29 protein-coding genes and 1 tRNA gene are annotated in these 24,820 nt (G+C 69.3%); 12 read left to right on the top strand and 18 right to left on the bottom strand.

What is annotated here, in order from left to right; translation table 11 throughout:
* Positions 1–64 precede the first annotated feature (64 nt).
* Positions 65–1,012 carry a cation diffusion facilitator family transporter gene (locus tag LT965_RS07315; protein ID WP_232703364.1) on the bottom strand — a complete coding sequence of 316 codons (948 nt, stop codon included), beginning with the start codon at positions 1,010–1,012 and terminating at the stop codon, positions 65–67.
* Positions 1,013–1,110: 98 nt separating this feature from the next.
* Between LT965_RS07315 and LT965_RS07320 the strand changes: the two genes are divergently transcribed.
* Complete coding sequence (locus LT965_RS07320; protein WP_232703365.1) at positions 1,111–1,623, top strand: metallophosphoesterase; 513 nt, start codon at positions 1,111–1,113, stop codon at positions 1,621–1,623.
* 89 nt (positions 1,624–1,712) lie between these two features.
* Here the strand turns inward: LT965_RS07320 and LT965_RS07325 are convergent, their stop codons facing one another.
* The gene (locus LT965_RS07325) at positions 1,713–2,366 is read right to left on the bottom strand and encodes an ArsR/SmtB family transcription factor (RefSeq protein WP_232703366.1); all 654 of its coding nucleotides are present in this window, start codon (positions 2,364–2,366) and stop codon (positions 1,713–1,715) included.
* A 107-nt stretch (positions 2,367–2,473) separates the two neighbouring features.
* Here LT965_RS07325 and LT965_RS16575 point away from each other — a divergent pair, with 107 nt between their 5' ends.
* Complete coding sequence (locus LT965_RS16575; RefSeq protein WP_269782717.1) at positions 2,474–2,602, top strand: DUF7859 family protein; 129 nt, start codon at positions 2,474–2,476, stop codon at positions 2,600–2,602.
* On the opposite strand, the gene LT965_RS07330 is transcribed toward LT965_RS16575, so the two are convergent.
* Positions 2,599–3,615 carry a threonine aldolase family protein gene (locus tag LT965_RS07330; protein WP_232703367.1) on the bottom strand — a complete coding sequence of 339 codons (1,017 nt, stop codon included), beginning with the start codon at positions 3,613–3,615 and terminating at the stop codon, positions 2,599–2,601. The two genes, LT965_RS16575 and LT965_RS07330, sit on opposite strands and share 4 nt — an antisense overlap.
* Positions 3,616–3,729: 114 nt before the next feature.
* Here LT965_RS07330 and LT965_RS07335 point away from each other — a divergent pair, with 114 nt between their 5' ends.
* Positions 3,730–4,839: an aminopeptidase gene (locus tag LT965_RS07335; RefSeq protein ID WP_232703368.1), complete on the top strand. Its 1,110-nt coding sequence runs from the start codon at positions 3,730–3,732 to the stop codon at positions 4,837–4,839.
* Positions 4,840–5,523: 684 nt separating this feature from the next.
* Here the strand turns inward: LT965_RS07335 and LT965_RS07340 are convergent.
* Both LT965_RS07340 and LT965_RS07345 read right to left on the bottom strand, forming a co-directional pair.
* Positions 5,524–5,598: transfer RNA gene (locus LT965_RS07340), tRNA-Arg, on the bottom strand.
* 56 nt (positions 5,599–5,654) lie between these two features.
* The gene (locus LT965_RS07345; protein WP_232703369.1) at positions 5,655–6,863 is read right to left on the bottom strand and encodes an MFS transporter; all 1,209 of its coding nucleotides are present in this window, start codon (positions 6,861–6,863) and stop codon (positions 5,655–5,657) included.
* Between the two features lie 199 nt (positions 6,864–7,062).
* Between LT965_RS07345 and LT965_RS07350 the strand changes: the two genes are divergently transcribed.
* Entirely contained in the window at positions 7,063–7,608 is a 546-nt protein-coding gene (locus LT965_RS07350) for an AAA family ATPase (RefSeq protein ID WP_232703370.1), read from the top strand.
* The gene (locus LT965_RS07355) at positions 7,605–8,024 is read left to right on the top strand and encodes an RNA-binding domain-containing protein (RefSeq protein ID WP_232703371.1); all 420 of its coding nucleotides are present in this window, start codon (positions 7,605–7,607) and stop codon (positions 8,022–8,024) included. The genes LT965_RS07350 and LT965_RS07355 overlap by 4 nt, the downstream gene beginning before the upstream one ends.
* A gap of 12 nt (positions 8,025–8,036) precedes the next feature.
* On the opposite strand, the gene LT965_RS07360 is transcribed toward LT965_RS07355, so the two are convergent.
* Genes LT965_RS07360 through LT965_RS07385 form a run of 6 tightly spaced genes read right to left on the bottom strand, consistent with a single transcriptional unit; the run spans position 8,037 to position 15,141 of the window.
* Complete coding sequence (locus LT965_RS07360; RefSeq protein WP_232703372.1) at positions 8,037–9,221, bottom strand: lactate 2-monooxygenase; 1,185 nt, start codon at positions 9,219–9,221, stop codon at positions 8,037–8,039.
* Positions 9,222–9,251: 30 nt separating this feature from the next.
* Positions 9,252–9,809: a magnesium transporter gene (locus LT965_RS07365; RefSeq protein ID WP_232703373.1), complete on the bottom strand. Its 558-nt coding sequence runs from the start codon at positions 9,807–9,809 to the stop codon at positions 9,252–9,254.
* On the bottom strand, positions 9,810–10,382 hold the full coding sequence (locus LT965_RS07370) for a magnesium transporter (RefSeq protein WP_232703374.1): 573 nt from the start codon (positions 10,380–10,382) through the stop codon (positions 9,810–9,812).
* A 48-nt stretch (positions 10,383–10,430) separates the two neighbouring features.
* Positions 10,431–11,348 (bottom strand): hypothetical protein, encoded by a 918-nt coding sequence (locus LT965_RS07375; RefSeq protein WP_232703375.1) that lies wholly within the window; start codon positions 11,346–11,348, stop codon positions 10,431–10,433.
* Between the two features lie 47 nt (positions 11,349–11,395).
* Complete coding sequence (locus LT965_RS07380) at positions 11,396–12,772, bottom strand: signal recognition particle protein Srp54 (protein ID WP_232703376.1); 1,377 nt, start codon at positions 12,770–12,772, stop codon at positions 11,396–11,398.
* 56 nt (positions 12,773–12,828) lie between these two features.
* Positions 12,829–15,141: a xanthine dehydrogenase family protein molybdopterin-binding subunit gene (locus LT965_RS07385; RefSeq protein WP_232703377.1), complete on the bottom strand. Its 2,313-nt coding sequence runs from the start codon at positions 15,139–15,141 to the stop codon at positions 12,829–12,831.
* Positions 15,142–15,275: 134 nt separating this feature from the next.
* On the opposite strand from LT965_RS07385, the gene LT965_RS07390 reads away from it, so the two are divergent.
* Positions 15,276–15,710 (top strand): JAB/MPN domain protein-containing protein, encoded by a 435-nt coding sequence (locus tag LT965_RS07390; protein ID WP_232703378.1) that lies wholly within the window; start codon positions 15,276–15,278, stop codon positions 15,708–15,710.
* 3 nt (positions 15,711–15,713) lie between these two features.
* Here the strand turns inward: LT965_RS07390 and ftsY are convergent, their stop codons facing one another.
* The 7 genes from ftsY to thpR all read right to left on the bottom strand — a co-directional run bounded on the left by ftsY (position 15,714) and on the right by thpR (position 20,348).
* Positions 15,714–16,892 carry a signal recognition particle-docking protein FtsY gene (ftsY, locus tag LT965_RS07395; RefSeq protein WP_232703379.1) on the bottom strand — a complete coding sequence of 393 codons (1,179 nt, stop codon included), beginning with the start codon at positions 16,890–16,892 and terminating at the stop codon, positions 15,714–15,716.
* A gap of 4 nt (positions 16,893–16,896) precedes the next feature.
* Entirely contained in the window at positions 16,897–17,358 is a 462-nt protein-coding gene (gene pfdA / locus LT965_RS07400) for a prefoldin subunit alpha (protein ID WP_232703380.1), read from the bottom strand.
* A 126-nt stretch (positions 17,359–17,484) separates the two neighbouring features.
* Positions 17,485–18,513, bottom strand: coding sequence for an LLM class flavin-dependent oxidoreductase (locus LT965_RS07405; protein ID WP_232703381.1), 1,029 nt, complete (start codon positions 18,511–18,513; stop codon positions 17,485–17,487).
* A 124-nt stretch (positions 18,514–18,637) separates the two neighbouring features.
* On the bottom strand, positions 18,638–19,303 hold the full coding sequence (locus LT965_RS07410) for a translation initiation factor IF-6 (RefSeq protein ID WP_232703382.1): 666 nt from the start codon (positions 19,301–19,303) through the stop codon (positions 18,638–18,640).
* A gap of 3 nt (positions 19,304–19,306) precedes the next feature.
* Positions 19,307–19,585 (bottom strand): 50S ribosomal protein L31e, encoded by a 279-nt coding sequence (locus tag LT965_RS07415; protein WP_232703383.1) that lies wholly within the window; start codon positions 19,583–19,585, stop codon positions 19,307–19,309.
* On the bottom strand, positions 19,585–19,737 hold the full coding sequence (locus LT965_RS07420; RefSeq protein WP_232703384.1) for a 50S ribosomal protein L39e: 153 nt from the start codon (positions 19,735–19,737) through the stop codon (positions 19,585–19,587). Before LT965_RS07420 ends, LT965_RS07415 begins: the two co-directional genes overlap by 1 nt.
* 53 nt (positions 19,738–19,790) lie before the next feature.
* Positions 19,791–20,348 carry an RNA 2',3'-cyclic phosphodiesterase gene (gene thpR / locus LT965_RS07425; protein ID WP_232703385.1) on the bottom strand — a complete coding sequence of 186 codons (558 nt, stop codon included), beginning with the start codon at positions 20,346–20,348 and terminating at the stop codon, positions 19,791–19,793.
* A gap of 54 nt (positions 20,349–20,402) precedes the next feature.
* On the opposite strand from thpR, the gene LT965_RS07430 reads away from it, so the two are divergent.
* The 6 genes from LT965_RS07430 (at position 20,403) to LT965_RS07455 (ending at position 24,818) form a co-directional block, all read left to right on the top strand.
* Positions 20,403–21,137 (top strand): tetratricopeptide repeat protein, encoded by a 735-nt coding sequence (locus tag LT965_RS07430; RefSeq protein WP_232703386.1) that lies wholly within the window; start codon positions 20,403–20,405, stop codon positions 21,135–21,137.
* On the top strand, positions 21,134–21,424 hold the full coding sequence (locus LT965_RS07435; RefSeq protein ID WP_232703387.1) for a DUF424 domain-containing protein: 291 nt from the start codon (positions 21,134–21,136) through the stop codon (positions 21,422–21,424). Before LT965_RS07430 ends, LT965_RS07435 begins: the two co-directional genes overlap by 4 nt.
* A 408-nt stretch (positions 21,425–21,832) precedes the next feature.
* Positions 21,833–23,074: an aminotransferase class V-fold PLP-dependent enzyme gene (locus LT965_RS07440; protein WP_232703388.1), complete on the top strand. Its 1,242-nt coding sequence runs from the start codon at positions 21,833–21,835 to the stop codon at positions 23,072–23,074.
* Positions 23,075–23,135: 61 nt separating this feature from the next.
* Positions 23,136–23,555, top strand: coding sequence for an iron-sulfur cluster assembly scaffold protein (locus tag LT965_RS07445; protein WP_232703389.1), 420 nt, complete (start codon positions 23,136–23,138; stop codon positions 23,553–23,555).
* 45 nt (positions 23,556–23,600) lie between these two features.
* On the top strand, positions 23,601–24,005 hold the full coding sequence (locus LT965_RS07450) for a hypothetical protein (RefSeq protein WP_232703390.1): 405 nt from the start codon (positions 23,601–23,603) through the stop codon (positions 24,003–24,005).
* Positions 24,006–24,125: 120 nt separating this feature from the next.
* Positions 24,126–24,818, top strand: coding sequence for a hypothetical protein (locus LT965_RS07455; RefSeq protein ID WP_232703391.1), 693 nt, complete (start codon positions 24,126–24,128; stop codon positions 24,816–24,818).
* Positions 24,819–24,820 lie beyond the last annotated feature (2 nt).

Below are 24,820 nucleotides of genomic sequence, written 5' to 3' on the forward strand. Positions count from 1 at the left end.
GGCACGGCGTATAAACGTCCGCCTCGACGCACCGGGCGTCACGACCGGCCGGACGCCCGGGCGCTCAGCGCCCGTCTTCCGGTTCGACGTACACCTTCGTGATGCTGGGGTTCGCCGCCTTGAGCGCGTCCTTGAGCGCCGTGATGGTGTCCTCCATCTCCCGGGTCTCGAGGCCGTGGACGAACTCGACGTCTGCGGTCACCACGATGTCGTTGGGTCCGAAGAAGACGGTCCGCAGGTCGACGAGGGACTGGACGCCGTCGAAGTCCCCTACGACCGTCCGGAGTCTGTCCTCCTCCCCCTCCGCGATGCTCTCGCCGAGCAACAGACGCTTGTTCTCCCACGCGAGCGCCACCGCGAAGAACATCAGCAGGACGCCGATGGCCAGCGCCGCCGCGGCGTCGTAGACGTGGTTCCCGGTCTGCTCGGTGAGGAAGATGCCCACGAGCGCCAGCAGCAGGCCGAGGAGGGCGACGGTGTCCTCCGTGAGCGCGGTCAACGTCGTGGTGTCGCTCGTGCGCCGGAACGCCTGCCGGAAACTCCCCCAGCCGTGCTCGTCCATCTGGCGTTTCATCTCCTCGTAGGCCTTCTTGAACGCGTACGTCTCGAAGGCGACACCGCCCATGAGGACCGAGTAGTTCACCCACACGCCGGGGAACTGGTAGCCGAGCAGTTCCGCCTGTCGCGAGAGCACCCGGCCGTGGCCCGTGAGCGCGTCGTAGCCGTGTTTCGCCGACTCCCAGCCCGCAATTCCGAACAGCATCACGCTGACGAGGAAGGAGTAGAAGAACTGCGCCTTCCCGAACCCGAACGGGTGCGAGCGGGTCGCGCTCCGCTCGCCGTACCGCAGTCCGATGAGCAGGAACACCTGGTTGCCGGTGTCCGAGATGGAGTGGTACGTCTCCGAGAGCATCGCGGGGCTCTGGGTCACGAGAAACCCGAGGAACTTCAGCACCGCGATAGCCCCGTTGGCGAACAGTGCGGCGATAACGACGGACTTGCTGCCGGCCATTGTCCGCGGTTCGGCCGGACGACACTAAGTAGTAGCCCCTGTCCGGTGGCGAGCGGACGCTCGTAACACTCTCGGGTCGCTGGGTCGTAGCCCGATTCATGATCGCCGTGTTGTCGGACACGCACAGCCGGGACGGGCACGCACTCGCCGGCCGAGCGCGCGAGGCGGTGCGCGAGGCGGACCTCGTGGTCCACGCGGGTGACTTCACCACCGAACGGGCCCTCGACGCGTTCCACGAGGCGAGCGAGCGCCTGCTCGCGGTCCACGGGAACGCCGACGACCCGACCGTCCAGGACCGTCTGCCGGCCACCCGGACGCTCGCCGCAGGTGGGCTGACGGTCGCGGTGACACACCGGCAGCGCGGTGGCGCAACCGCACTGGGGCTGTTCGGCCGGGAGCGCGGCGCCGACCTCGTCGTGTCCGGGCACACGCACCGACCGGCAGTGACCGAGACGCCCGACGCGACGCTGTTGAATCCTGGGAGTCACGCGGACCCGCGCGGCAATCCGGCGGCACACGCCGAGTTGTACCCCGTGAAGCGTGGCGTACGTGGCGAGATTCGGAGTCGCGATGGGTCCGTGTTACGAGAGTTCCGTGTGGAGGGCGGGTAGCGCCAGCGGGGGCTGGCAGGCCGGGTCGGCCTGTACCCCACAGTACGCAACAGGGTGTCAAGTAGGCGACGTACACTCAAAAAACTGTTTTAGCTACGGTAGAACCACGCGACGGCGACGAGGGAGAACACGAGCAGGCCGCCGAGGAAGAACGTGAGCCCGACCGGGAGCGCCGCCGCCCCCTGGCTCGCCGCGTCGGCCGCGGTGCGCGCGGGTTCCTGGTTCTCCGCGACGAACCCCGAGACGGTGCTGGTCGTCTGCGCCGCACCGCCCGCGTCGCCCGTCTCGGTCCCGGGAGCCGACAGCCCGCTCCCGAACAGGCGCTGGACGAGCAGGCTCGCGACGCCGAGCACGCCGACGCCGCCGAGCAGGCTTGTGAGCGCCGTCTGGACGTTCTCGCCCTCCTCCTCGCTGCCGGCGAACAGGACGACGGGGGCGTCGCAGGGAGCGTAGACGCTCATCTCGCGGCCCTTCGCGGAGTAGCGCGTGTCGCACTCCTCGATGAGGTCGGCCTCCTGGAGGTTCTGGAGGTGGTACTGGGCGTTCTGGAGCGACGTGTCGACGTCCTCGACGAGCTCCGACGGCGTGGCGGGGCGGTCGTGGAGGGCGGCGTAGAGACTCCGGGCCGTCCCGGAGGAGAGCGCCGACAACAATCGGTCTGCGTCGTCGGAGTCGACACCGACCACGCGGGGTTCGCCCTCGGGGTCGGCCGTCTCCGAACGGGAGGGCAGCAGGCCGGACATGACCACCCCTTTGAGGTGGAGTACAATGAGTTTTGTCTTGACAGGCGGGCGAACCTTCGGCGACGCGCCGGCGAAACCCCTATTGTCTCGGGGCGGGACCTCAACGTATGGTGGAGTTCGGCCCCGTGTTCTACGCCCTCGCGGCCGCAGTGCTGCTGTTCGTGTTCTTCATGTTCATGTTTATCCGGCGGACGTTCACCGGGTTCAAGGAGGGCATGGACCAGGGGAAACGCTAGCAGGCGCGCTCGACGGCCGCGACGGCGTCGGCAACGTCCGACTCGCTCACGTCGAGGTGGGTACAGAACCGCACCGTGTACTCGCCGAACTCCGAGCCCTGCACGCCCTCGTCCTCGCAGCGTTCGATGAACTCGGCCGCGGTGAGCCCCGTCTCCGTGGTGTCGACGAGCACGATGTTCGAGTCTGGGGTGGGGACGGACAGCCCCTCGACGGCGTCGAGGTCGGCGGCCAGTCGGCGCGCGTTCTCGTGGTCGACGTCGAGTCGGTCGCGGTTCTCCAGTGCGAGCAGCCCCGGCGCCGCGATGACTCCCGCCTGTCGCATCCCGCCGCCCATCAGTTTCCGCGTGCGGCGAGCGCGCTCAACGAACGCCTCGCTCCCGGCGAGCATCGAGCCGACGGGTGCGCCCAGCCCCTTCGAGAGGCAGAACATCACCGAGTCTGCCGGCGCGAGGAGTTCCGCGGGGTCGACGTCGAGTGCGGTGGCGGCGTTGAACACGCGCGCACCGTCGACGTGGACGGGGAGGTCGAGGTCGTGGGCGGCGTCGGCGGCGGCCGCGAGTTCCTCGCCCGGGACCGCGACGCCACCCTTCGCGTTGTGCGTGTTCTCCAGGCAGAGCAGCCCGGTGCCCGGCCGGTGGAGTTCCTCCTCGACGTAGCCCTCGCGGACCTGCTCGGGGGTCGGACAGCCGTTCGCGCCGCCGTCGTACGTCCGTACCTGTAGCTGGGAGTGCTGGGCGAACCCGCCGAGTTCGTACTTGTAGACGTGGCTCTCGTGCTCGACGAGTGCCTCCTGGCCGCGCTCGGTGTGGACGCGCGCGGCGATCTGGTTGCCCATCGTCCCCGTGGGGACGTACAGTGCGGCGTCCATCCCGACGGCGTCGGCGGCGCGCGCCTCGAGTTCGTTGACGGTCGGGTCCTCGCCGTAGACGTCGTCGCCCACGTCGGCGTCCGCCGCGGCCTGCCGCATCCGTTCGCTGGGCGTCGTCACCGTGTCGCTGCGGAGGTCTATCACGCCACTCTCTGCGCACTGGAGGGACAAAAGTGGGACCGTCGCGGCAGCTCTTTTCCTGTCTGTGACATGTACTGTTCCGAAAAACCCTTCAGAACCGTTCTGCCACTGTACTCCATGGATCCCCGGATTCGGAGGCACGCGGAGATCATCGTCGACCGAGCCATCGACCTGCAACCCGACGAGAACGTCGTCGTGAGCATGCCGCCGGTGGCCGAAGACCTCGCCGTCGCGCTGTACGAGCAGATCGGCGAGGTCGGCGCGAACCCGATGATGGTCGCCCGCGGTGACCGCGGCATCGGCACCGACCGCGCGGCCCGCGCGTACCTCCGGGCAGTAGACGAGGACGACCTCACCGCACCGGAACACCTGCTGAAGCTGTTCGAGCACGCGGACGCGGCCGTCGTCGCCCGCCCCCACGAGAACGTCACCGAGCAGAGCGACGTCAGCACGGAGAAGGGCGCGGCCTACGGTCGCGCGTACCGCGAGGTGTTGAACGCCCGCCTCGAGACGAAGTGGTGTCTCACGCAGCACCCCGCGCCCGCCGACGCCCAGCTCGCGGGCATGTCCACGGAGGCCTACGAGGACTTCGTCTGGAGCGCCGTCAACAAGGACTGGGACGCCGTCGAGGCCCACCAGGAGCAGATGGTCGAGATCCTCGACCCCGCCGACGAGGTCCACATCGTCTCGGGTGAGGAGACGGACGTCACGATGAGCGTGAAGGACATGATCACGCTCAACGACTGCGGGTCGAACAACATCCCCGCGGGCGAGGTGTTCACCGCGCCCGTCCCCGACAGCGTCGAGGGCGAGGTGCTCTTCGACAAGCCGGTCTACCACCAGGCCCGCGAGGTCCAGGGCGCGTGGCTGAAGTTCGAGGGCGGCGAGGTCGTCGACTTCTCCGCCGAGCAGAACGAGGCGGTCCTCGAGGGCATCCTCACCACCGACGAGGGCTCGAACCGTCTCGGCGAACTGGGCATCGGGATGAACCGCGACATCGACCGCTTCACGTACAACATGCTGTTCGACGAGAAGATGGGCGACACCGTCCACATGGCGCTGGGCCGTGCGTACCCCGCGACGGTCGGCGAGGGCGTCGAGCAGAACGACTCCGCGAAGCACGTCGACATGATCGTGGACATGAGCGAGGACTCGTTCATCGAGGTTGACGGCGAGGTCGTCCAGCGCGACGGCACGTTCGTGTTCGAGGACGGGTTCGAGGGGTAGCGCGGTTCGGAGCGAGCGGGGAGCGAAGTGAACCCCCTCGAAAACGTGAGCGCCGTCAGCAGCGAACAGTAGCGCGGCCCGACTTCGTCGCGCCGTAGTGCAGTTCTCGCCGTACGTCCGAAACCTGTAGAGCCGTGGTGATTGTCGTACACGGTTCTCACCCGCGGAAATCTGCCACAAAGGGTTTACTACGACTGTTCGGCGCGAATTCGGCCGAATCCGGTGTTCCATCGCTGTAGCGGCGCTCTCCGACCTTGTTATGGTATCACTTGACAAGCGGTAATTTAAGTCAGTGGCGTGTGTACGACTGTCACGTGCCCAAGCTCGATTGCCCGGACTGTGGTCGTGGCATCGCGATGCACGAACTCGAAACGCGAACCGTCGCCCAGACCACTGGCTTCGAGACGAGCTACCGCTGCCCGTTCTGCCGCACTGACTTCGAGGAAGTCAAGCAGTTGATGTAGGACGGGCCCGGTCCGGCTTCGCCCCTTTGCGTAGTCGCTGGCTCTTCACTCGCGTGCCGGTATTGGTCGTGTTGTGCGGAAGCGGACAGCGTTCGCGGCCGAAGCCGCGATTCACTGCGCGAGCGGAGCGAGCGCAGAGGTTTTTAGCGTAGCTTTTTACTTCAACGGGTTTCCTCGCTCGCTCCGCTCGCTGCGGGAACCCGTCTCGCAAAAAGCTACACGGGCACGAGGGGATTCGAACCCCCGGCCGTCTGGTTAGAAGCCAGACGCTCTGTCCGAACTGAGCTACGTGCCCTCGGCAACTGGTACAGCGGGCGTCCCTAAAAACCGACTGGATACGTCGCTCCGGGGTCAGTCGGCCGGCTGGCCGTCGCCGACGGCCGCGTCGCTCCCGGGGCGCTCCCAGGCGAAGACGAGACTCCCGGCGACGAGGAAGCAGCCGCCGAGGCCGGCGATGGCGACCAGCGGCGTGGTGGCGTCCGCGACGGCGCCGGCGAGCGGCTTCAGCGGGAGGCGGGCGAGCGCGTACACCATCGACGCGGCGCTCAGGACGGTCGCGCGGCCGGCCGCACCGGCGTGGTCGTTGACGTAGCCGCTGGCGATGGGCGCTACCGCCGTGCGCGCGGACTTCATCAGGAAGAAGACGGGGAGGGCGGCGACGGGGAGCAGCAGGGGGACGACGAAGAACGCGCCGACGAGGCCGGGGACGAGGACCAGCGCCCACTGCGTCGAGAGCAGTTCCTCGACGTCGCCCGCGAAGTAGCTCGTGACGGCGGCGAGGACGGTGAAGCCGGCGTACAGCGGACCGAGCGCGGTCTCCGAGAGACCAGCAGGACCGGTGGCGATGGGCTGGATGAACTCGTCGGCGGCGTTGACGATCCCGAAGAACAGCGCGAGGTAGAGCACGGTCGAGCGCAGCGGTGGGTTCGTCAGCTGCTCCCTGAGCACGGGGGGCGCGTCGAGGACCGTGAACGTCTCGCCGTCCTGCTGGTGGTTCGTCTCGGGCATCGAGAGGAGGACCGGGATAGAACTGGCCAGCAGCAGGCCGCCCGCGAGGAACGGCAGCCGGGGGTCGTAGCTGTACAGCGCGCCGGCGGCGAGCATCGTCGCGGCGCTCAGCCACTGGTTGACCGAGCCGCCGCGCCCGCGAACGCGCGTGAACTCGCCCTCGTCGAGTCGTTCCTCGAGCGTCTCGTACAGCCACGCGTCGCCGCTGCCCGAGCGGAACGCGAGGCCGAGCGCCCACAGCACCCAGAGGACGGCGAACGCGAGGAACGTCTCCGCGACGAGGAAGCCGAGCACGGAGAGCGCGAGCAGCACCGACCCGACGAGGAGGCTGTTCCGCCGGCCGATGCGGTCGCCGGCGTAGCCGGTCGGCACCTCACCGACGACGACGAACGCCGCCGAGATGCTGCCGAGCAGTCCGATCTGCGTGTAGTTCAGCCCGCGGTCGAGCAGGAAGATAGTGAACACGGGCCAGAAGAAGCCGAACGTCGCAGTCGCCTGGTAGAGGTAGTACTTCAGGATGATCCGCGGCGGCAACCGCTCCCGGCTCAGCATCGTCGCAGCTCACCGGAGCGGGCTCCTTGCTGCGGCACGTCCATGCTCGACGCTGTGTGCGACTCGCCCAAAAGGGTTCGCTGACGGAGAAATAAGTTGGGTGGTTGTTACGTTCGCTCGTCCCGGGATTCGCACGGCCGGCAGGTCGCGAGCGACTACATCGAAGCACACAGGTAGCGGGCGCTACTGCCCTCGGACAATGAGAGTCATCGGGACCGTGGGGATGCCGGGCAGCGGCAAGAGCGAGGCTGCCACCGTCGCCGAGGAACTCGGCGTGCCGGTCCTCGTCATGGGCGACGTCATCCGGCAGGAGTGCCGGGACCGGGGGCTGGACCCCGCCCAGCACCACGGCCGCATCGCGCAGGCGCTCCGCGAGGAGAACGGGCCGGCAGCCATCGCCGAGCGCTCGCTCCCCGTCCTCGAGGAGTACCTCGAAGACAGCGACGTCGTGCTCGTCGACGGCATCCGGTCGGCCGTGGAGGTCGAGCGCTTCCGGGAGGCGTTCGGCGAGGAGTTCACGCTCGTCCACGTCTCGGCCCCCTACGAGGTGCGCAGAGGTCGCATCGAGAACCGGGGCCGTCCGGGTGACACCGACGGCGAGAGCCTCGCCGCCCGCGAGGAGCGCGAGCGCGGGTTCGGGATGGACGAGGCCATCGAGCGAGCGGACGTCGAGATCGAGAACACGGACTCCCTGGCGGCGTTCCACGAGACGGTCGCCGACCTGCTCGTGGGTGAGACGGCGTGAGCGACGTCGTCTACAGCGTGGACGTCCGCGTGACCGCGCCGGTCAACCCGACGGAGGTCACCGACCGCGTCGCCGACGCAGTGACGAACCTCTTCCCGACGGCGGACGTCGAACAAGAGAGCAGTCGCGTGGTCGCCGAGGGCCACTCGGTCGAGGCGTTCCGCGACCGCCTCTTCGAACAGCAGATCCTCGACACAGCGCGCCAGCAGTTCTACGCGAACGTGACCAGCGAGGGGTTCAGCTTCGACCTGAAGAAGCAGGCGGCGTTCAACGGGACGGTGAACTTCGCCGTCGGAAATCCGGACGAACTCGGCGACATCCACGTCGAGGTGACCGTCCACGAACCCGACGTCGAGTCGTTCGTCGACTACTTCGCGCCCGAGACCGAGGAGGGCGAACCGGTCGACGGCACGTAGGCAGTTCTTCTCTCAGTTCCGCTCGCGGAGCAGCGACCGGTCGACGGCCGCGACGTCGTCGAGGCCACAGAGCCCGAGCGTCAGGTCGAGGTCCGCGAGCAGGTTCGCACAGACCTCCTCGACGCCGTCCGCGCCCTCCAGCGCGAGACCGTAGGCGTAGGGGCGCCCGAACAGGACGGCGTCCGCGCCGAGTGCCAGCGCGACGAGCACGTCCGCCCCGCGCCGGATCCCGGAGTCGAACAGCACGGGCACCTCGTCGCCGACTGCCGCGACGACCTCGGGGAGCATCTCGAGGGCTGGCACGGCGTTGTCGACCTGCCGGCCGCCGTGGTTGGAGACGACGACGGAGTCCGCGCCGGCGTCCACCGCCGCCCGGGCGTCGTCGGGGTGGAGGACGCCCTTCGGGACGACCGGGAGGTCAGTCTGCTCGCAGAGGCCGGCGAGGTCGTCCCACGTCAGGCTGGGGTTGCCGAACACGTCGACGAACTCCTTGATGGCGACGAGTTCGTTCTCCTCGGGCGGGGTCGAGAGCCGGTCGCGGAACGCGGGGTCATCGAGGTAGTTCGCGATGCCCTCGCCGTCGAGGAACGGGAGGTAGGCGCCGTCGACGTCGCGCTCGCGCCAGGAGAGCAGGGGCGTGTCGAGCGTGACGACGAGCGCGTCGTAGCCCGCCTCCTCGGCCCGGGAGACGAAGGAGTCCGCGACGTCCTGGTCGGCGCTCCAGTACAGCTGGAACCACTTCGGCGCGTCGCCCAGTTCCTCGGCGAGTTCCTCGAGGGTCGTGTCGGAGGCTGAACTCACGACCAGCGGGAGGCCCAGTTCCTTGGCTGCTCTCGCCGTCCCCCGCTCGCCGTCCTCGTGGAGGATGGACTGCACGCCGATGGGCGCGAGCAGGACGGGCGCGTCGTAGCTGTCCCCGAACAGTTCGACCGAGAGGTCGCGTTCGCCGACGTCTCGGAGCATTCGGGGGACGAGGCGATACGCCTCGAAGGCGGCGTCGTTGGCGCGCTTGGTGCGCTCGGCGCCCGCCGCGCCCGCGACGTAGCCGTAGGCGTCCTCGTCGAGCGTCTCCAGCGCGCGTGCCTCCAGTTCCTCGAAGCCGACGGGGAGGTCGGGCGTGATCCCCGCCATCCCCTGCATGTAGACGTCGACCTGCCGGCTCGGGCCGGGCTGGTCGGGTGTGCCATCGTCTGCCATACAGTGGGTGTCGCCACCTCCACACTTCAATCACACGAGCAGTTCGACGACCCCGAACAGGACGAGCACGCCGAGCACGTCGCAGACGTTCGTGACGACGGGGATCACCACGTCGTCGGGGTCGAGTTCGAAGCGGTAGGCGGCGTACGTCGCGGCGACGGTGACGACGACGGCGAGGACCGCGAGCGCGGCCCCCGAGAGGGAGGCGACGACGACCACTGTGCCGACCCCGAGGTCGGCGCCCTGCGTCAGGGTGGCGAGCGCCCACGCGCCGACGCCGACGACGGGGAACAGCGTGAGCGCGAGCGCGACGGTGGCGACGGCGTTGCCCGCCAACTGGTCGTCGGTCGGGTCGAACGAGAGCGTCCCGAGGTGGAACGCCGTCGAGAGCCGCGAGGCGAGGATGCTCCCGAGGTTGCCCGCGGTGCCGATGGTGACCGGGACGAGCACCAGCAGCGAGGGGTTGGCGAGCAGCGTCGCCTCGAAGGAGCCGAGCACGAGCCCGCTGCCGACCTCGACGACCGTCAGCGCGAGCAACACGGGCAGCGTGGCCCGCGTGATGGCCGCGACGCTCCACTCTCGGCGCACTCAGCCACCTCCCACGACGACCCTGACCGCGACCACGAGGAACGCGAGGCCGAACACGTCGCCGGTCGTCGTCACGAGCGGGCCGACGAGCGTGTCGGGGTTGTGGCCGCGCCGGAACCCGACGAAGACGACGGCAACGACGGCGACAGTGAGCGCGACGCCGGAGAGCAACCCGGCGACGAACGCCACACCGACGAGCGTCCAGACGCCGGCGACCGGCCGGCCGAGCAGGACGAGCGTGAGGAAGGCGACGAGCGCGGCGAAGACACTCGCGATCAGGCCGTTCGACATCGCCGCCGCGGCCGCCGCTCGCAGGCGTTCGTCGCCGGCGGCGACGTTCGGTTCGACGACACCCTGGTGGAGGCCGGTGGCGAGGCGCGCGCCGAACGCGCCGTAGACGTTCCCGCGGGTCGCCAGCAGCGCGGGAACGAGCACGAGTAGCCCCTCCACCACGCGGAGCTGGACGCGCATCCCGCCGAGGACGACCCCCGCGAACAGGCCGCCGACCACGCTCGCGGCCAGCGCCGGGGCGGCCTCCCGGTAGGCGTCGACGGCGACCGCGCGCACGCTCATGGCCGACCGGACGCACCGTGCGGGGAAAAAACCCGACGGCGCCCGCACTCACTCGGGTTCCGTGCGGAGGAGGTAGACGAGCGCGCCGGCACCGCCGACGACCACGGCGCCAGCGATCCACGCCGCCAGGTTCGGGCGAGAGTCGCCGTGCCGGCCCGTCCGGCCGTCGAGGAAGACGGCGAGGGGCGCCAGCACCCACGCGTGGACGAACACCGCTAGACCGAGTTCGAACGTGGGGTCGAAGGCGGCGAGCACGAGTCCCGCGGCGAACGCGGCGACGACGCCGACGAGGACGTCGCGCCAGACGTGGGTGGCGCTCTCGGGGTCGTCGACGACGGCCGCCTTCCGGACGAGGTAGGCGACGGCGACGGCGACGTTCACCACCGGCACGAGTCCACCCACCGCCCACGGGAGCGCTCGCGGCGACCAGGTCGCGTCGTGGGTCTGCCAGGCGTCGTAGCCCAGCGAGAGCGCGAGCACGACCGCGGTCGTCAGACCGAGCGCGAGCGCCGGGACGGTCGCGCCGGTGCGGAACGCGACGAACCCGGCCAGCCCCGCGAGGACGCCGGCCGCGACGACCACCTCGGTCAGCGAGTGGGTGTCCTCCCGGGCCGGTTCGGCGTCCTCGCGGAGCGCACGCGTCTCGTCCACGTCCACCGCGTAGTCACCACCCTCACCAGTGAGCACGACGCGCTCCCCGGTGAGCGACTGTGGACCGGCGGTGCCGTGACCGACGGCGTCGAGGAGTCGCGCGAGTCGACTCGAGGCGTGTCCCCCGGTCGGCCACGCCTCGTACACGCGGACCGTCTCGCCGTCGTCGAGTTCCACGGCGAGCGCGAGCGCGTGGTTCGCGTCGACGTCGACCGGGTAGTCGTGCGAGACGGTGCTGGCGTCGACGCGCGTCGCTCGCCGAACCACGCCAGTCACGCGGCGCCCCGCCCGCCCGGTCGGTCCCCTGTGGCGCATTCACACGAGATTTCGCGACCGGGGGCAAAACACTACTGGCCGGCGGGTCAGAACATGCCGCCGAAGCCGCCACCGCCGCCGCCGCCCTGCATCTTCTTCATCATCCGCTGCATGTCGCCGTCGCCCATCCCCTGGAACTGCTTCATTGTGCGGGCCATCATCTTGTGCTGGTCGAGCAGCTCCTTCACCGTCTCCTCGGACTGCCCGGACCCCTTCGCGATGCGTTTGACCTGCGAGGCGCCCACGGAGCGCGGGTTCGCCATCTCCGCCTCGGTCATCGAGTCCATGATGACCTCGAAGTTCCGCATCCGGTCCTGGGTGACGTCCATCGCGTTGTCCGGCAGTTCGTCCATCAGCCCGCCACCCATCCCCGGGATCATGTCCATCACCTGGTCGAGGGGGCCCATGTTGTCCATCGCCTGCATCTGCTTGCGCATGTCGTGGAGCGTGAACTCCCCCTTCATCATGTCCTCGGGGTCCCAGTCGTCCTCGCCCTCCTGGGTCTCCTGCATCGCGCGCTCGACGCGCTCGGTGAGCTGCTTGAGGTCCCCCATCCCGAGCAGCCGGGAGATGAAGCTGTCCGGCTCGAAGCGCTCGACGTCCTGGACCGTCTCGCCGGTCCCCAGGAACGCGATGGTCGACCCCGTCTCGTTGACCGCGGTGAGCGCCCCGCCACCCTTCGCCGTCCCGTCGAGTTTCGTGATGGCGACGCCGTCGATGCCGATGGACTCGTCGAACTGCTTGGCCTGGTCTTTCGCGCCCTGGCCGATGGCGGCGTCGAGGACGAGCAGACTGCGGTCGGGGTCGACGGTCCGTTCTATCTCCTCGATCTCGCTAATGAGGTCGTCCTCCAGCGCGTGACGACCCGCCGTGTCCACGATGTGGACGTCGGCGTCCGTCGTGGCCTCGAGGCCGTCCCGGGCGATCTGGACGGGGTCCTCGCCGTCGGGGTCGCCGTAGAACTCCACCTCCGCGCGCTCGGTCATCTCCTTGGCCTGGTCGTAGGCGCCCGGCCGGAACGTGTCCGTCTGGATGACCGCGGGGCGCAGCCCCTTCTTCGAGAACCACCACGCCATCTTCGCCGCGGTGGTCGTCTTCCCGGAGCCCTGCAGGCCCGCCAGGAGGATGGTCTGGTCCTCCAGGGGGATGTTCGTCGAGTCACCGACGAGGTCGACGAGTTCCTCGTAGACGATGCGGAGGACGTGGTCGCGGGCGGACGTGCCGCTGGGCGGCTCCTCGTCGAGGGCGCGCTCCTTGATGCTGTCCGAGAGGTCCATGACGAGGCTCACGTCGACGTCGGCCTGGAGCAGCGAGCGCTGGATCTCCTTGACCACGTTGTCGACGTCCTCCTCGGAGATCCGGGACTTCCCGCGGAGCGTGTCGAGGGTGCCCCGTAGGGAACTCCCGAGGTCGTCGAGTACCATTGTTGCCCGGAAGTAGACGGCGACCCCCTAAGAGCCTTGTTCCATGGGTCGCCCCGTCAGTCCTCGTCGCCGTGTATCGCCCGCCACACGGTCTCGTCGGTCACTGGCATGTCGAGGTGACTGACGCCAAACGGTTCGAGGGCGTCCACGACGGCGTTCACGACGGCCGGCGGGGCGGCGATGGTGCCGCCCTCGCCGATGCCCTTCACGCCGAGTTCGTTCCGGGGGCTCGGCGTCTCTGTCGTCCGTGTCTCGACGTCCGGCAGGTCGCCGGCCGTCGGGACGCCGTACTCCTGGAGGCCGGCCGTGTGGAGCGAGCCGTTCTCGCCGTAGACGGCGTGTTCGGAGCGCGCCTGCCCAATTCCCTGTGCGACGCCGCCGTGTATCTGGCCCTCGACGAGCGTCGGGTTCACCTGCACGCCGCAGTCGTCGTGAGCCACGTAGCGTTCGATCTCGACCTCGCCGGTCTCCGCGTCGACGGCGACCACGGCGGCGTGCGCGCCGAACGGGTACGTCGAGTCCGCGAGTTCGTAGAACGTCGTCGCCTCCAGGCCCGGGTCGGGGTCGCCGGACCCGTAGGCGGCGCTGGCGACGTCCGCGAGCGACACCGACCGCTCCGGCGCGCCGCGCACGTGCCACTCGCCGTCGTCCACGACCACGTCCTCGACTGGGGCTTCGAGTTCGCTCGCCGCGGCGTTCCGTACCTTCTCTGCGACCTCGCGGGCGCTCTCGGCGACGGCGTTCCCGCCGACGACGGTGCTGCGACTCCCGAACGTCCCCGTGCCCTGTGGCACCTGGTCGGTGTCGCCCTCGTGAACGGCGACGTCCTCGTAGGCGACCCCGAGTTCGTCCGCGACGATCTGAGCGTACGTCGTCGCGTGGCCCTGGCCGTGAGAGTGCGTTCCCGCGGCCACCTGCACGCTCCCGTCCGGGTGGACACGGACCACTCCGCTCTCGAAGCCACTGCCCGCGTCTTCCACGTGGCAGGCGACCCCGACGCCGACGTAGCGGCCGTCTTCCCGCTCCCGGGCGTCGAGTATGTCGTCGATGGGGCCGAGCGCCTCGTCGAGCGCCCGCTCGTAGTCTCCGGAGTCGAGTGTGACGCCGGTCGCCGTCTCGTGCGGGAAGTCGTCTGGCGAGATCAGGTTCCGCCGCCGGAGCTCCACGGGGTCGACGCCGAGTTCGCGCGCCGCCGCGTCGACCAGGCGCTCGGTGACGTAGATGGCCTCGGGGCGGCCCGCGCCGCGGTAGGCGTGCACGGGCGCGGTGTTCGTGAACACGACCGTCGTCTCGCAGTGGACCGCGGGCACGTCGTAGACGTTCGGGAGCAGTTGCCCGTAGTGGGCCGCGATGGCCGGCCCGACGTCGACGGCGTACGCGCCGGCGTTCGCCGTGGTGTCCGCCCGGATGCCGCGGATGGTGCCGTCGTCGTCCACGGCGATTTCGGCGTGCGTTCGGTGGTCGCGGCCGTGGGTCCCGGCGCGGCAGTTGCCGCTGCGCGTCGCCGTCCACTTCACGGGCCGGTCGAGCTGCATCGTCGCCCACGCCGCCACTGACTCTCCCGGATACGTCCGGCCCTTGTGGCCGAACCCGCCGCCGACGTCCGGCGAGACGACGCGCAGGTCGCGCTCCGCGAGGCCGAGGATGTGCGCGAGGTTGCCGCGCTGCCCGTGGGGGTTCTGGCAGGCCAGGGTCACCGTGAGCCGTCCGTCGGCGTCGTCCCGACGGGCGAGCGCCGCCCGGGGTTCCATCGCCGTCGGCAGCACGCGGTTGTTCTCCAGGTCCAGTTCGACCACGCGGTCGGCGGCCGCGAACGCCGCCTCGGTCGCCGCCTCGTCACCGACCGCTCCCCGGACCGCGACGTTGTCCGTCGCGTCCTCGAACAGGGCTGGCGCGTCCGGGTCGGTGGCTGCCCCGGGGTCCACCACGACGTCGAGTGCGTCGTAGCTCACGGCGACGTCGCGGGCGGCGGTGCTGGCGGCGGCCCGGCTCTCGGCCACCACGGCGGCGACCGGCTGGCCGTCGTAGCGCACGCGGCCGTCTGCCAGCACCGGCTGTCCGGACGGGTCGCAGTCGAGGGCAGACCCGGCCACCGGGAGGCGACCCGGCGCGTCCGACGCCGCGATATCCGCCCACGTGTACACCGCGAGCACGTCGTCGTGTTCGAGGGCTCCGCTCGCGTCGACGTCCTCGACGTCTGCGTGGCCGCGCTGGCTCCGCACGAGCGCGAGGTGGGCTTGCCCGGGCGCGTCCAGGTCGTCGGTGTACGCCGCGTTCCCGGTGACGAGCGCGGCGTCCTCGCGGCGCGGCACTCGCTCGCCGACCAGTCGGGAGGACTCCCGGGGCGCGTCGGGGTCGCGATTCGGCATGTCCCGGGGTTGCACGCCGCGCCTAAAGGCTGTTTCCTGAACTCGATTCGAGTCGCCCGGTTCGTGGCACGGACGGTCGGCGCACACTGGCCCGTAGCGGCACGTTCAACCCGCTCGCGCCCATAGGCCCGCTCGTGTCACCCGTCCACGCCACGCGAGCGCTCGTCGACGTGCTCTGTGAACTCGCGGCGGACGCCGACCCGAACTCGCTGTCGGTGCGACTGGCAGCGACGCCGGCGGCCGACCTCCGCCCCACGGACGGCGCGCTCACCGGTGTCGACCCGGAGACCCCGGTGCTCTCGGACTTCTACTTCCCGGACGCCGGCGACGCGCTCACCAACGTCTTCGGCGTGGACCTCGCGACCCCGACCGGCCAGACCGCCGGCCGGTTCGCGTCCCACCCCGACGGCAACCCCGAGGTCTCCATCACGGACGACCTCCACGCACAGCTACTCGTCGCAGTCCCACCGTGGGAGACGGAGAACGTCCGCGCGTACGACCGCAACGGCACCGCTCGCGACCTGGTGCTGGTAGACGCGGAAGCGCCGGAACCGGACGCCCTGGGCTGACCGTCAGTCGGCCAGCAGGTCCTCGACCATCGCCTCGGGGTCGAACTTCTGGAGGTCGTCGTACCCCTGTCCGGTGCCCAGGAAGAGAATGGGTTTGCCAGTGACTTGCGCGACGGAGATGGCCGCGCCACCCTGGCTGTCGGCGTCCGCCATCGTCAGAATCGTGCCGTCGACCTCGGCCGCGGAGTTGAACTCGCGGGCGCGGTTCACCGCGTCCTGGCCCGCCACCGCCTCGTCGACGAACAGCGTGAGGTCGGGGTCGACGACGCGCCCGAGTTTCTCCAGCTGACTCATCAGGTCGTTGGAGGTGTGCAGGCGGCCCGCCGTGTCCCCGAGCACGACGTCGACGTCGTTAGCCTCGGCGTACTCCACGGCGTCGTAGATGACCGCCGTCGGGTCGCCGCCCTGCTCGTGGCTGATGAGTTTCAGCCCGAGGTTGTCCGCGTGCTCCTGGATCTGCTCGTTCGCGCCGGCACGGTACGTGTCGCCGTTGGCCAGCACGGTCGAGTAGCCGCGGTCCTCGAGGTACTTCCCGAGTTTCGCGATGGAGGTCGTCTTCCCGACGCCGTTGACGCCCGTGAAGACGACGGTGACGGGCTTCTCGGCGGCCGCGATGGCCTCGTCGAAGTCGAAGTGCCCCACGTCGATGACCGACAGCAGGGCGTCCCGGAGCGCCTCCTCGACGAGTTCGTCCGTGCTCTCCGTGAACTTCCGCTCCTCGCCGACGAGGTCCTCGTGGATGGTCTCGACGATCTCGTCGGCGACGCTCATCTCCACGTCGCTCTCCAGCAGCGCGAACTCCAGGTTCCGGAGCGGTTCCTCGAGGTCGTCCTCGTGGATCCTGACGCGCCCCTTCGCGAACGAGGTGGCCGAACTCAGGAAGCCGCCGTTGCCGGAATCGTCGGCGGCTTCGTCTGCGTCGTCACTCTCACCGGCGTCGCCATCGTCACCGGCCTCGGCGTCCGCCGCCGCTTCATCGTCGGACGCCGCGTCCGTGGACGCCTCGGGTTCGGCTGGCTCCTCGGTCTCAGCCGTCTCCTCGGCGACTCCGTCCTCCGCTTCCTCCGTCTCGGTTTCTTCCGGCGCCGCGGCTTCGTCGTCGAGTTCCTCGGCGCTCTCCTCGGCGACCTCCTCGGCGTCCTCCCGGAAGTCCGAGAGCTTGTCCTTCAGACCGTCGAACATGCCCTTATTCGCCGTTCTGCTGCTGCTCCTGGGCCTGCATCTGCTGCTGCATCATCTGCTGCTGGGCCTGCTGAGCCTGCTGTTCGAGCGAGGACTGCTCCTCCTCGACCGTCGAGATCTCCTCGCGGACGTCCTCGATGCGCTCGTCGACGGCGCCCTTCTTCTCCTCGAGGACATCGACGGCGTCGTCGCTGGTCTGCTCCGCGGCGTAGCCGCCGCCGAGGCTGACGACGACCTCGTCGATGTCCTCGATCTCGGCGCGCACGTACGCGTCGCCGCCGAGGGGGACCTGCACCGTCGACCCCGTCTCGAGGACGTCGAGGGCCTCCTTGGCCTCCTCGATCTCGGCCTTCTCGGCCTGGAGCGCCTCGATGTCGCCTTTCAGCTCCTCTTTCTCCTCTTCGAGGGCCTGAATTTCCTGGGACAATTGCTGCAGTTGCTGTTGACCGCCGCCTCCAAGACTCATGGGGGAAAATCCGGGAGCGAGCGGGAAGTATCTTCTCATCCAAACACTGCAGGGGGCGTCGTGTCGCCTCCGATCTGGCGAATCGCCGATTTCCGCCGGCTCCCGTGGTCACCACCGCACTCCCCGTCAGCGGGGCGTGATGCCGACGCCGCTGGCGAGCAGTTCGTGGGAGCGCAGCGCGTCCTCGTGGTCGGCGACGACGTGCTGGATCATCACTTCCTCGACGCCGACGCGGTCGGCGAGCTGCGCCAGTAGACCGTCGAGCGTGTCCGGACTCCCGGAGATCGCTCGCGGCCACTCGTCGGCGTCCAGCGTCGCCGGCGTCGGCTCGGGGACGCCGCCGAGTTCGTCGACAGCCTCCTCGACCGAGGGCGTGGTGCCGACCTCGCCCCGCTTCATCCGCCTGTAGGACGCCTCGGCCACGGCTCGCTGTCGCGCCGCTTCCTCGTCGGTCTCCGCACAGACGGCGTTCACCGCGACCATCGCCTCGGGGTCGTCGACGCCGCCGGCCAGCCGCGACGGCTGGAACTGCTCGCGGTACGTCTCGACGGAGTGCTCGGCGAACTGCGGCCGGATGAACGCCGCGAAACAGAACGGCAGGCCGAGTTCGGCCGCGATAGCCGCGCTGGCGGGACTCGACCCGAGCACCCACGGGGCGGGCGTCGCTTCGCCGGAGCGCGGGATTGTGAGGTCGCTGTAGGCGTGTTCGTCAGGGTAGTCGTCGTAGAGGTGGTTGACGACGGCCTCGACCTTCTCCGCGTGGTCCTCGTCCGGGTTCTGGACGTGGCGCTCGGTCCCGAGCGCGCTGTCGGCCGCCGGCGACCCGTTCGCTCGCCCTAGACCGGCGTCGACGCGGCCGGGTGCGAGCGCGTCCAGGGCGCCGAACTGTTCGGCGACCTTGAACGGGCTGTAGTGGTTGAGCAGCACCGCCCCCGACCCCAGGCGTATCGCGTCGGTCTCGGCGGCGAGGTGACCGAGCAGCACCTCGGGCGTCGTCCCCGCGATGCGGTCGGCCATCCCGTGGTGTTCGGCCACCCAGAACCGCTCGTACCCGAGTCGTTCGGCCTGTTGTGCGGCCTCGACGGTGTTCTCGTAGGCGTCGGCCGCGGTGCCGTCGTCGGGGACTGGCGAGAGGTCGACGACAGAGAGGTCCATGTCCCGCCTCGGGGACTGCGCTGGAAAACGGTTCGGCTACCAGCAGTTCCCCGGTGACACCGCCGAAGCGGTACGTCCGGCGCCGTCGCTGTGTACGTCCCAGAGTGTCCGCGAGAAACCGCCTTCAGTCGATGTAGCCGAGCGCGTCGTCGATGCGACCGAGCTCCGGGCCGGTGGTGTCCTGGCCGACGACGTAGCCGTTCTCGTTGGCGACCAGACCGGAGCCGACGAGCGGCGCGCCGTAGTTGATGGTGCCGATGTCCGCGTGGACGCCGAGCGCGTCCTCGATGGCGTCGAGCTCCTCGTCCGTGGACTTCGGGTGGCAGAGCACGCCGTCGTTCGTCGCGACGGCGGCGGTGCCGACGGTGTTGACGCCCGCGAGGCGCCCGCGGGTCACGGGCACGTCGAGGGCGTCCTCGACGGCCTCCACGGCGTCCCGGGAGAGCTCGGAGTGGACGTAGGCGCCGTTGTCGTTGGCGACGACGACGTTCCCGGCGGCGTTCACGCGGCCGGGGAGTTCGCCGACCGGGACGCCAACCTGGTCGTCCACGCGGTCGAGTTCGCGCTGCCGGACGCGGCTACTGACGAGCAGTCCGTTGCCGTTGCCGGCGACGAGCGAGCCGACGGTCGTCGACCCGCCGATGGTCGTCTCGACGGCGGGGACGCCGAGCTCCTCGGCGACGTCGGCGGTCAGTTCGTCGTCGAGGTCCGGGCGGACGAGGACGCAGTCGTCGGTGGCACGGGCGAAGACACCGACGTACGGGGACCCGATGAAAGCAGCGCGAAGCAAACTTTACTCTTCGTGCTCGGCTTCGACGACCGTCTCGCCGTCTTCGACGAAGCGGGCCGCGTGGACGCGGAGCTTCCGCGGCGGGTGTTTCTGGCCGCGCTCCCACACCACTTCGTTGATGGAGGGGTCGAGGCGGACGTCCTCGGTGTCGACGGCGAAGTGCTTCGCGAGGTGTTCGCGCACGATGGTCATCGCCTGCCCTGCCTGCTCGTGCTTGGGCACCTTCGTCACGTCGCGGAGCGGTACGGTGACGATGCGCTCCTCGAAGTCGTTCGCGCTCATTATTCGTCGGTGTCGTTACGCCGCCAGTTGCGGCGCTTGGGGTTTCGCTGGACCTCGCGGTTCGTCTTCATCATGACCCACGCCGGCACGCGGCTGTTCTGCCGCTCGAGCTTCGCCAGGCGCTTCTTCGTGGCCTTCGACTTCTTACCCATAGTACCCGCTTCTACCTCCGCCGACGTTAAAACCTTGTTCTTCTGAGGCCGGCTCAGAGCCGGACTACGCGCACCGTCTCGTAGTTCGGCCCGTCGGGGGTGAGCGTGCTCTCCGTGAGCCGGACCTCGGAGACGCGTGCTGTTCCGACCTCGGGGTGGCGCTCCCGCACGACGTCCTGGACGAGGTCCTTCCCGCCGGCGTGCTCCATCCGTGCGAGCGTGACGTGGGGCGTGAACTCGTGGTCCTCACGCTCGAAGCCGAGTTCCTCGACGTACACTCGCTCGACGGCCTCGTGGAGTGCGGTCAGTTCCGCGCTGCCGTCGCCGACGCCGAGCCACACCACCGAGATGTAGTCCAGACTCGGGAACACGCCCAGTCCCTCGAACGTGGCGTCGAACGGCTCGACGTCCGCAGCCTCGACGGCGGTACCGAGTGCGTCGCCGACCGCCTCCTCGCGCGCTTCCGGGACGTCGCCGAGGAACTTCAGGGTGACGTGGGTCTGCTCGGGGTCGACGAAGTTCAGCCCGCTCGCGTCAGCGAGTTCGTCCTGCACGTCCCCCAGTGCGTCGGCGAGCGCGTCGGGCAGGTCGACGCTGACGAACAGCCGCATACCCGACGTTCGGCGTGCGTTGCCCTTAACCCCCCGCCTCTCTTATCCGCTCGCATGACCGACCGAGAGGACCACGACCACGAATTCTCCGAGGGGCAGGGGTTCGACGACCCCTACGAGGGGTTCGACCTCGACCCGCCCGAGCTGGAAGTCGACCCGTCGCAGGTCGACCCGGTCGACACGCGCGTCGTCACGGACACCCTCGACGAGCGTGTCACGCAGAACGACGACGTCGACGCCGACGAACTCGTCGACGTCGGCCTGAGCTACCTCGGCATCAACCGCCACGAGCAGGCCGTCGACGCCTTCGAGCGCGCCGCCCGGTTCACCGACGACGAGGACCTCGAACAGGAGGCGTGGGTGAACAAGGGCATCGCCCACGGCCAGCTGGAGGAGTGGGACGACGCCGTCGGAGCCCACCGCGAGGCGCTGTTCGTCGCCGAGGACGGCGACTTCGAGGCCGAGGCCCACACGAACCTCGCGTACGCGCTCTGGGAACTCGGCGAGGACGAGCAGGCCTACGACCACGCCGAGAAGGCCGTCCGCGCGAACGAACGGCTCCCGCAGGCGTGGTACAACCTCGGGTTCATCGAGAACGAGAGCGCCCGCCACGAACAGGCCCTCGACGCCCTGGACAACGCCATCCGCCTGGGCTTCCAGCAGGCCGACGTCTACGAGGAGAAGACCCGCGCGCTCGAGGCGCTCGGCCGCGACGAGGAGGCCCAGCAGGTCGCCGAACACGCCGAGGAACTCCGCGAGGCCAAGGAGCGCGACCTCGTCCAGGAATGATCCTCACCGAACGACGGACCGACCGCGGCCTGCTCGTCACCGCCTGTGACGCGGACGTGCTCGGCGAGACGTTCGAGAACGGCGAGGTGGAGTTCACGGTCAACGAGGAGTTCTACGGCGGCGACGAGGCCGACGAGGCCACCGTCCGGGACTCGCTCGCTCGCGCGAACGTCGCCAACCTCGTCGGCGACGCCGTCGTCGACATCGCCATCGAGGAGGGCTACGTCGAGGAGGGCAACGTTCTGGACCTCGACGGAACCGTTCACGCCCAGTTCATGCGTCTGTAGTTCCGTTCTGGCTGGGATTCGGTGGTTTCTGCTTCTGGGTGCAGTTCTACGACGTGTAGAAAGCCCCGGCCGTCTCGGGTCGAGGGGCTCGCTGCGCGCGCTCCCTTCGGTCGCGTGCTTGCGTCGCCCGTCTTCCCCGAGACGGCCGCCCCTTTCATTCCCACCCACTAACGGCTAGCCAGCTGACAACGGGCGGATTGAAAGGGGCGAGGCTGTGGACGATGGCAGGCGACGCTAGCACCGAAACGACCGGGGGGAGTGAGGAACGCAGCGAGCCTCCCGAGTCCACAGCCCCGGGGCTTTCTGGGTAGTGTAACTGCCCACAAAGCCGACTTCGCTCTATCCAACTACTCCCCATCTTCCCCGGCACCGAAGGACAGTTGAAGCCGGACTCCCTACCTCCGAGCAATGAAAGCGAGCGAACAGGCGCCGCTCGACGTCGAGGCTATCCGCGAGGACTTCCCCATCCTCGAGCGCGAGGTGGCCGACGGGAAGGGCCTCGTCTACCTCGACAACGCGGCGACCGCACAGACGCCCGACCAGGTCGTCGACGTCATCGCGGACTACTACCGCACGTACAACGCGAACGTCCACCGCGGCATCCACCAGTTGAGCCAGGAGGCCTCGGTCGCCTACGAGGACGCCCACGACCGGGTCGCGGAGTTCGTCGGCGCCGACGGCCGCGAGGAGATGGTGTTCACGAAGAACACCACGGAGTCCGAGAACCTCGTCGCGGGCGCGTGGGGGCTGAACGAACTCGGCCCCGGCGACGAGGTCGTGCTCACGGAGATGGAACACCACGCCTCCCTCGTCACGTGGCAGCAGGTCGCCAAACGGACGGGCGCCGAGGTGAAGTACATCCCCGTCGACGAGGACGGCTACCTCGACATGGACGCCGCGGCGGAGCTGATCACCGACGACACCCAGCTCGTCAACGCTGTCCACGTCTCGAACACGCTCGGCACCGTCAACCCCGTCGCCGACCTCGCGGACCTCGCCCACGACCACGACGCGCTGTTCTTCGTCGACGGCGCGCAGGCGGCTCCCACCCGCCCCGTGGACGTCGAGGCGATGGACGCGGACTTCTACGCGTTCTCCGGGCACAAGATGCTCGGCCCGACCGGCATCGGCTGCCTGTACGGCAAGCGCCACCTCCTCGAGGAGATGGAGCCCCACCTCTACGGCGGCATGATGATCAACCGCGTCACCTTCGAGGAGTCGACGTGGGCGGACCTCCCCTGGAAGTACGAGGCCGGAACGCCGGTCATCGCGCAGGGCATCGCGCTCGCGGCGGCCGTCGACTACCTCGACGACGTCGGGATGGAGCGCATCCAGGCCCACGAGGAACACCTCACCGAGTACGCCTACGAGCAACTCGACGCCGACGACGTCGACATCCTCGGCCCGCCGGGCGACGACCGCGGCGCCGTCGTCTCGTTCAATGTCGACGGCATCCACGCCCACGACCTCTCGACCATCCTCAACGACCACGGCGTCGCCATCCGCGCTGGCGACCACTGCACGCAGCCGCTCCACCAGAAACTCGGCATCCCGGCGTCCACGCGCGCCTCCTTCTACCTCTACAACACGAAGGAGGAGGTCGACGCGCTCGTCGAGGGCGTCGAGGCCGCTCGTGAGATTTTCCACTGAGCGGGTCCCGTCTCTGCCGCGCGGAACGCTTTTAGGTCGTTCTGCCCTACCAGCAGCCAAGATGAGTATGGGCTCGGACATGTACCGGCAGCAGATTCTGGACCACTACCGAAACCCCCGGAACCACGGCGAACTCGGCGACCCGACGTTCAGCCACGAGGGGTACAACCCCTCCTGTGGCGACGAACTGGAGTTCGACGTGGTCCTCGAGGACGACGGCGAGACCATCGAGCGCGTGGCGTTCCGCGGCGAGGGCTGTGCCATCAGCCAGGCGTCGGCGAGCATGCTCTCCCAGGAGCTCCCGGGGATGACCCTCGACGAGGTCGCCGACCTCGACCGCGACGACGTCCTCGAGTTGCTCGGCGTCGAGGTGACGCCGATGCGCATCAAGTGTGCGGTGCTCGCGGAGAAGGTCGTCCAGGACGGCGCACGGATCTACGAGGGCGAGGCGGACGTCGACCAGACGACGACCGAGGACTGAGGCCGCGGGCCGCGCTTTCTTCCGTTTTCGTCGCCTACGTCTGGTATGGTCGGACAGCCGACTGTCCCTGGGTTCGTCCTCGGCGCGCTGGTCGGCGCCGTCGCCACGGCCGCCGGGTCGTACTTCGTGTTCTGGCGGCGCCAGCGCGCGGCGACCGCACGACTCCGCGTCGCGCTCGCCCACGAGTTACAGTCACTGGACTACCTCGACGACCTCGTCGAGTCGGGGGCGTACGAGGCCGTGACGACGGCCGTCGAGACGCCGGTCGTCTACGAGGCGAACGCGGACGAACTGGGCCACCTCTCCGAGCGCGAAGTCGCGGCCCTCGTGGAGTTCTACGCGTCGCTCTACTGGTTGCGGGACCTCCAGGACCCGGAGGACAAGAAGGCACGGATCGACGACGTCGTCGTGAAGCGCCGGGCCGCCCTGGACGCCGTCGAGGGCGCCTGACGCCACAGACGGGCGGCGAGCACGAACTCGCCGTCATCCTCGCGGGCAAACACTTTTAGTCTCTACCCGCGCAGTCGAACCCGTATTCCCTCCAGACGGCTCGCAGCGGCTCTCGCAGCGATGGTACTGCTCTCCGGCTGTTCGATGCTCCCCGGCGGCGGGGGTGGTGGCGGCGACGTGGAGCCGGACGGCCCGGCGTACCACTCCTTCTCGTTCGCCTCCGATACCGGTGGTGCGGCGTTCGAGGCGACGCTGACCGTCGAGAAGGACGGGTCCGTGATCCACGAGGAGACGGTGTCCAGCGACGGCAGCCGGACGTTCGCAGAACTGGGCCAGGTCGAGGAGCCGGGGCCGTACACGGTGACGGTGAACACGACGATTCCGGCCGCCGGCAGCGGGAACACGAGCAAACGGGCGGAGTTGAACGGGACGCTGGGGACCGAGACGGTCGTCGACGTGACCTACCTCGGAATCTCCTTCGAGTCCCACTCACTGCCAGAACAGGAGATGGCGGAGCCGCTGTACTTCAAGAAGGACATCCCCATGGAGATCGCCTCGACCGTCGTCGTGTCCTACGAGGGCGAGACTGTGTTCTCGGACACCGTCGAGCGGCAGGGTACGGAGGCAGTCGAGCTCGCCGACCTCCCCGAGACCGGCGTCTACCACGTGGCGGTCAGCGGGTCGCACGGCGAGCGCTGGGAGAATCGGACGGTCGTCCTCTCCGACCCGGGGGAGAAACTGTTCGTCGGCCTCGACGGCGACACGCCGGAGATAACCGTCTACGCGCCGGGTGAGGGGCCGTCGCGGCAGTGACC

The organism is Halobacterium wangiae (assembly GCF_021249345.1).
GTDB lineage: Archaea > Halobacteriota > Halobacteria > Halobacteriales > Halobacteriaceae > Halobacterium > Halobacterium wangiae.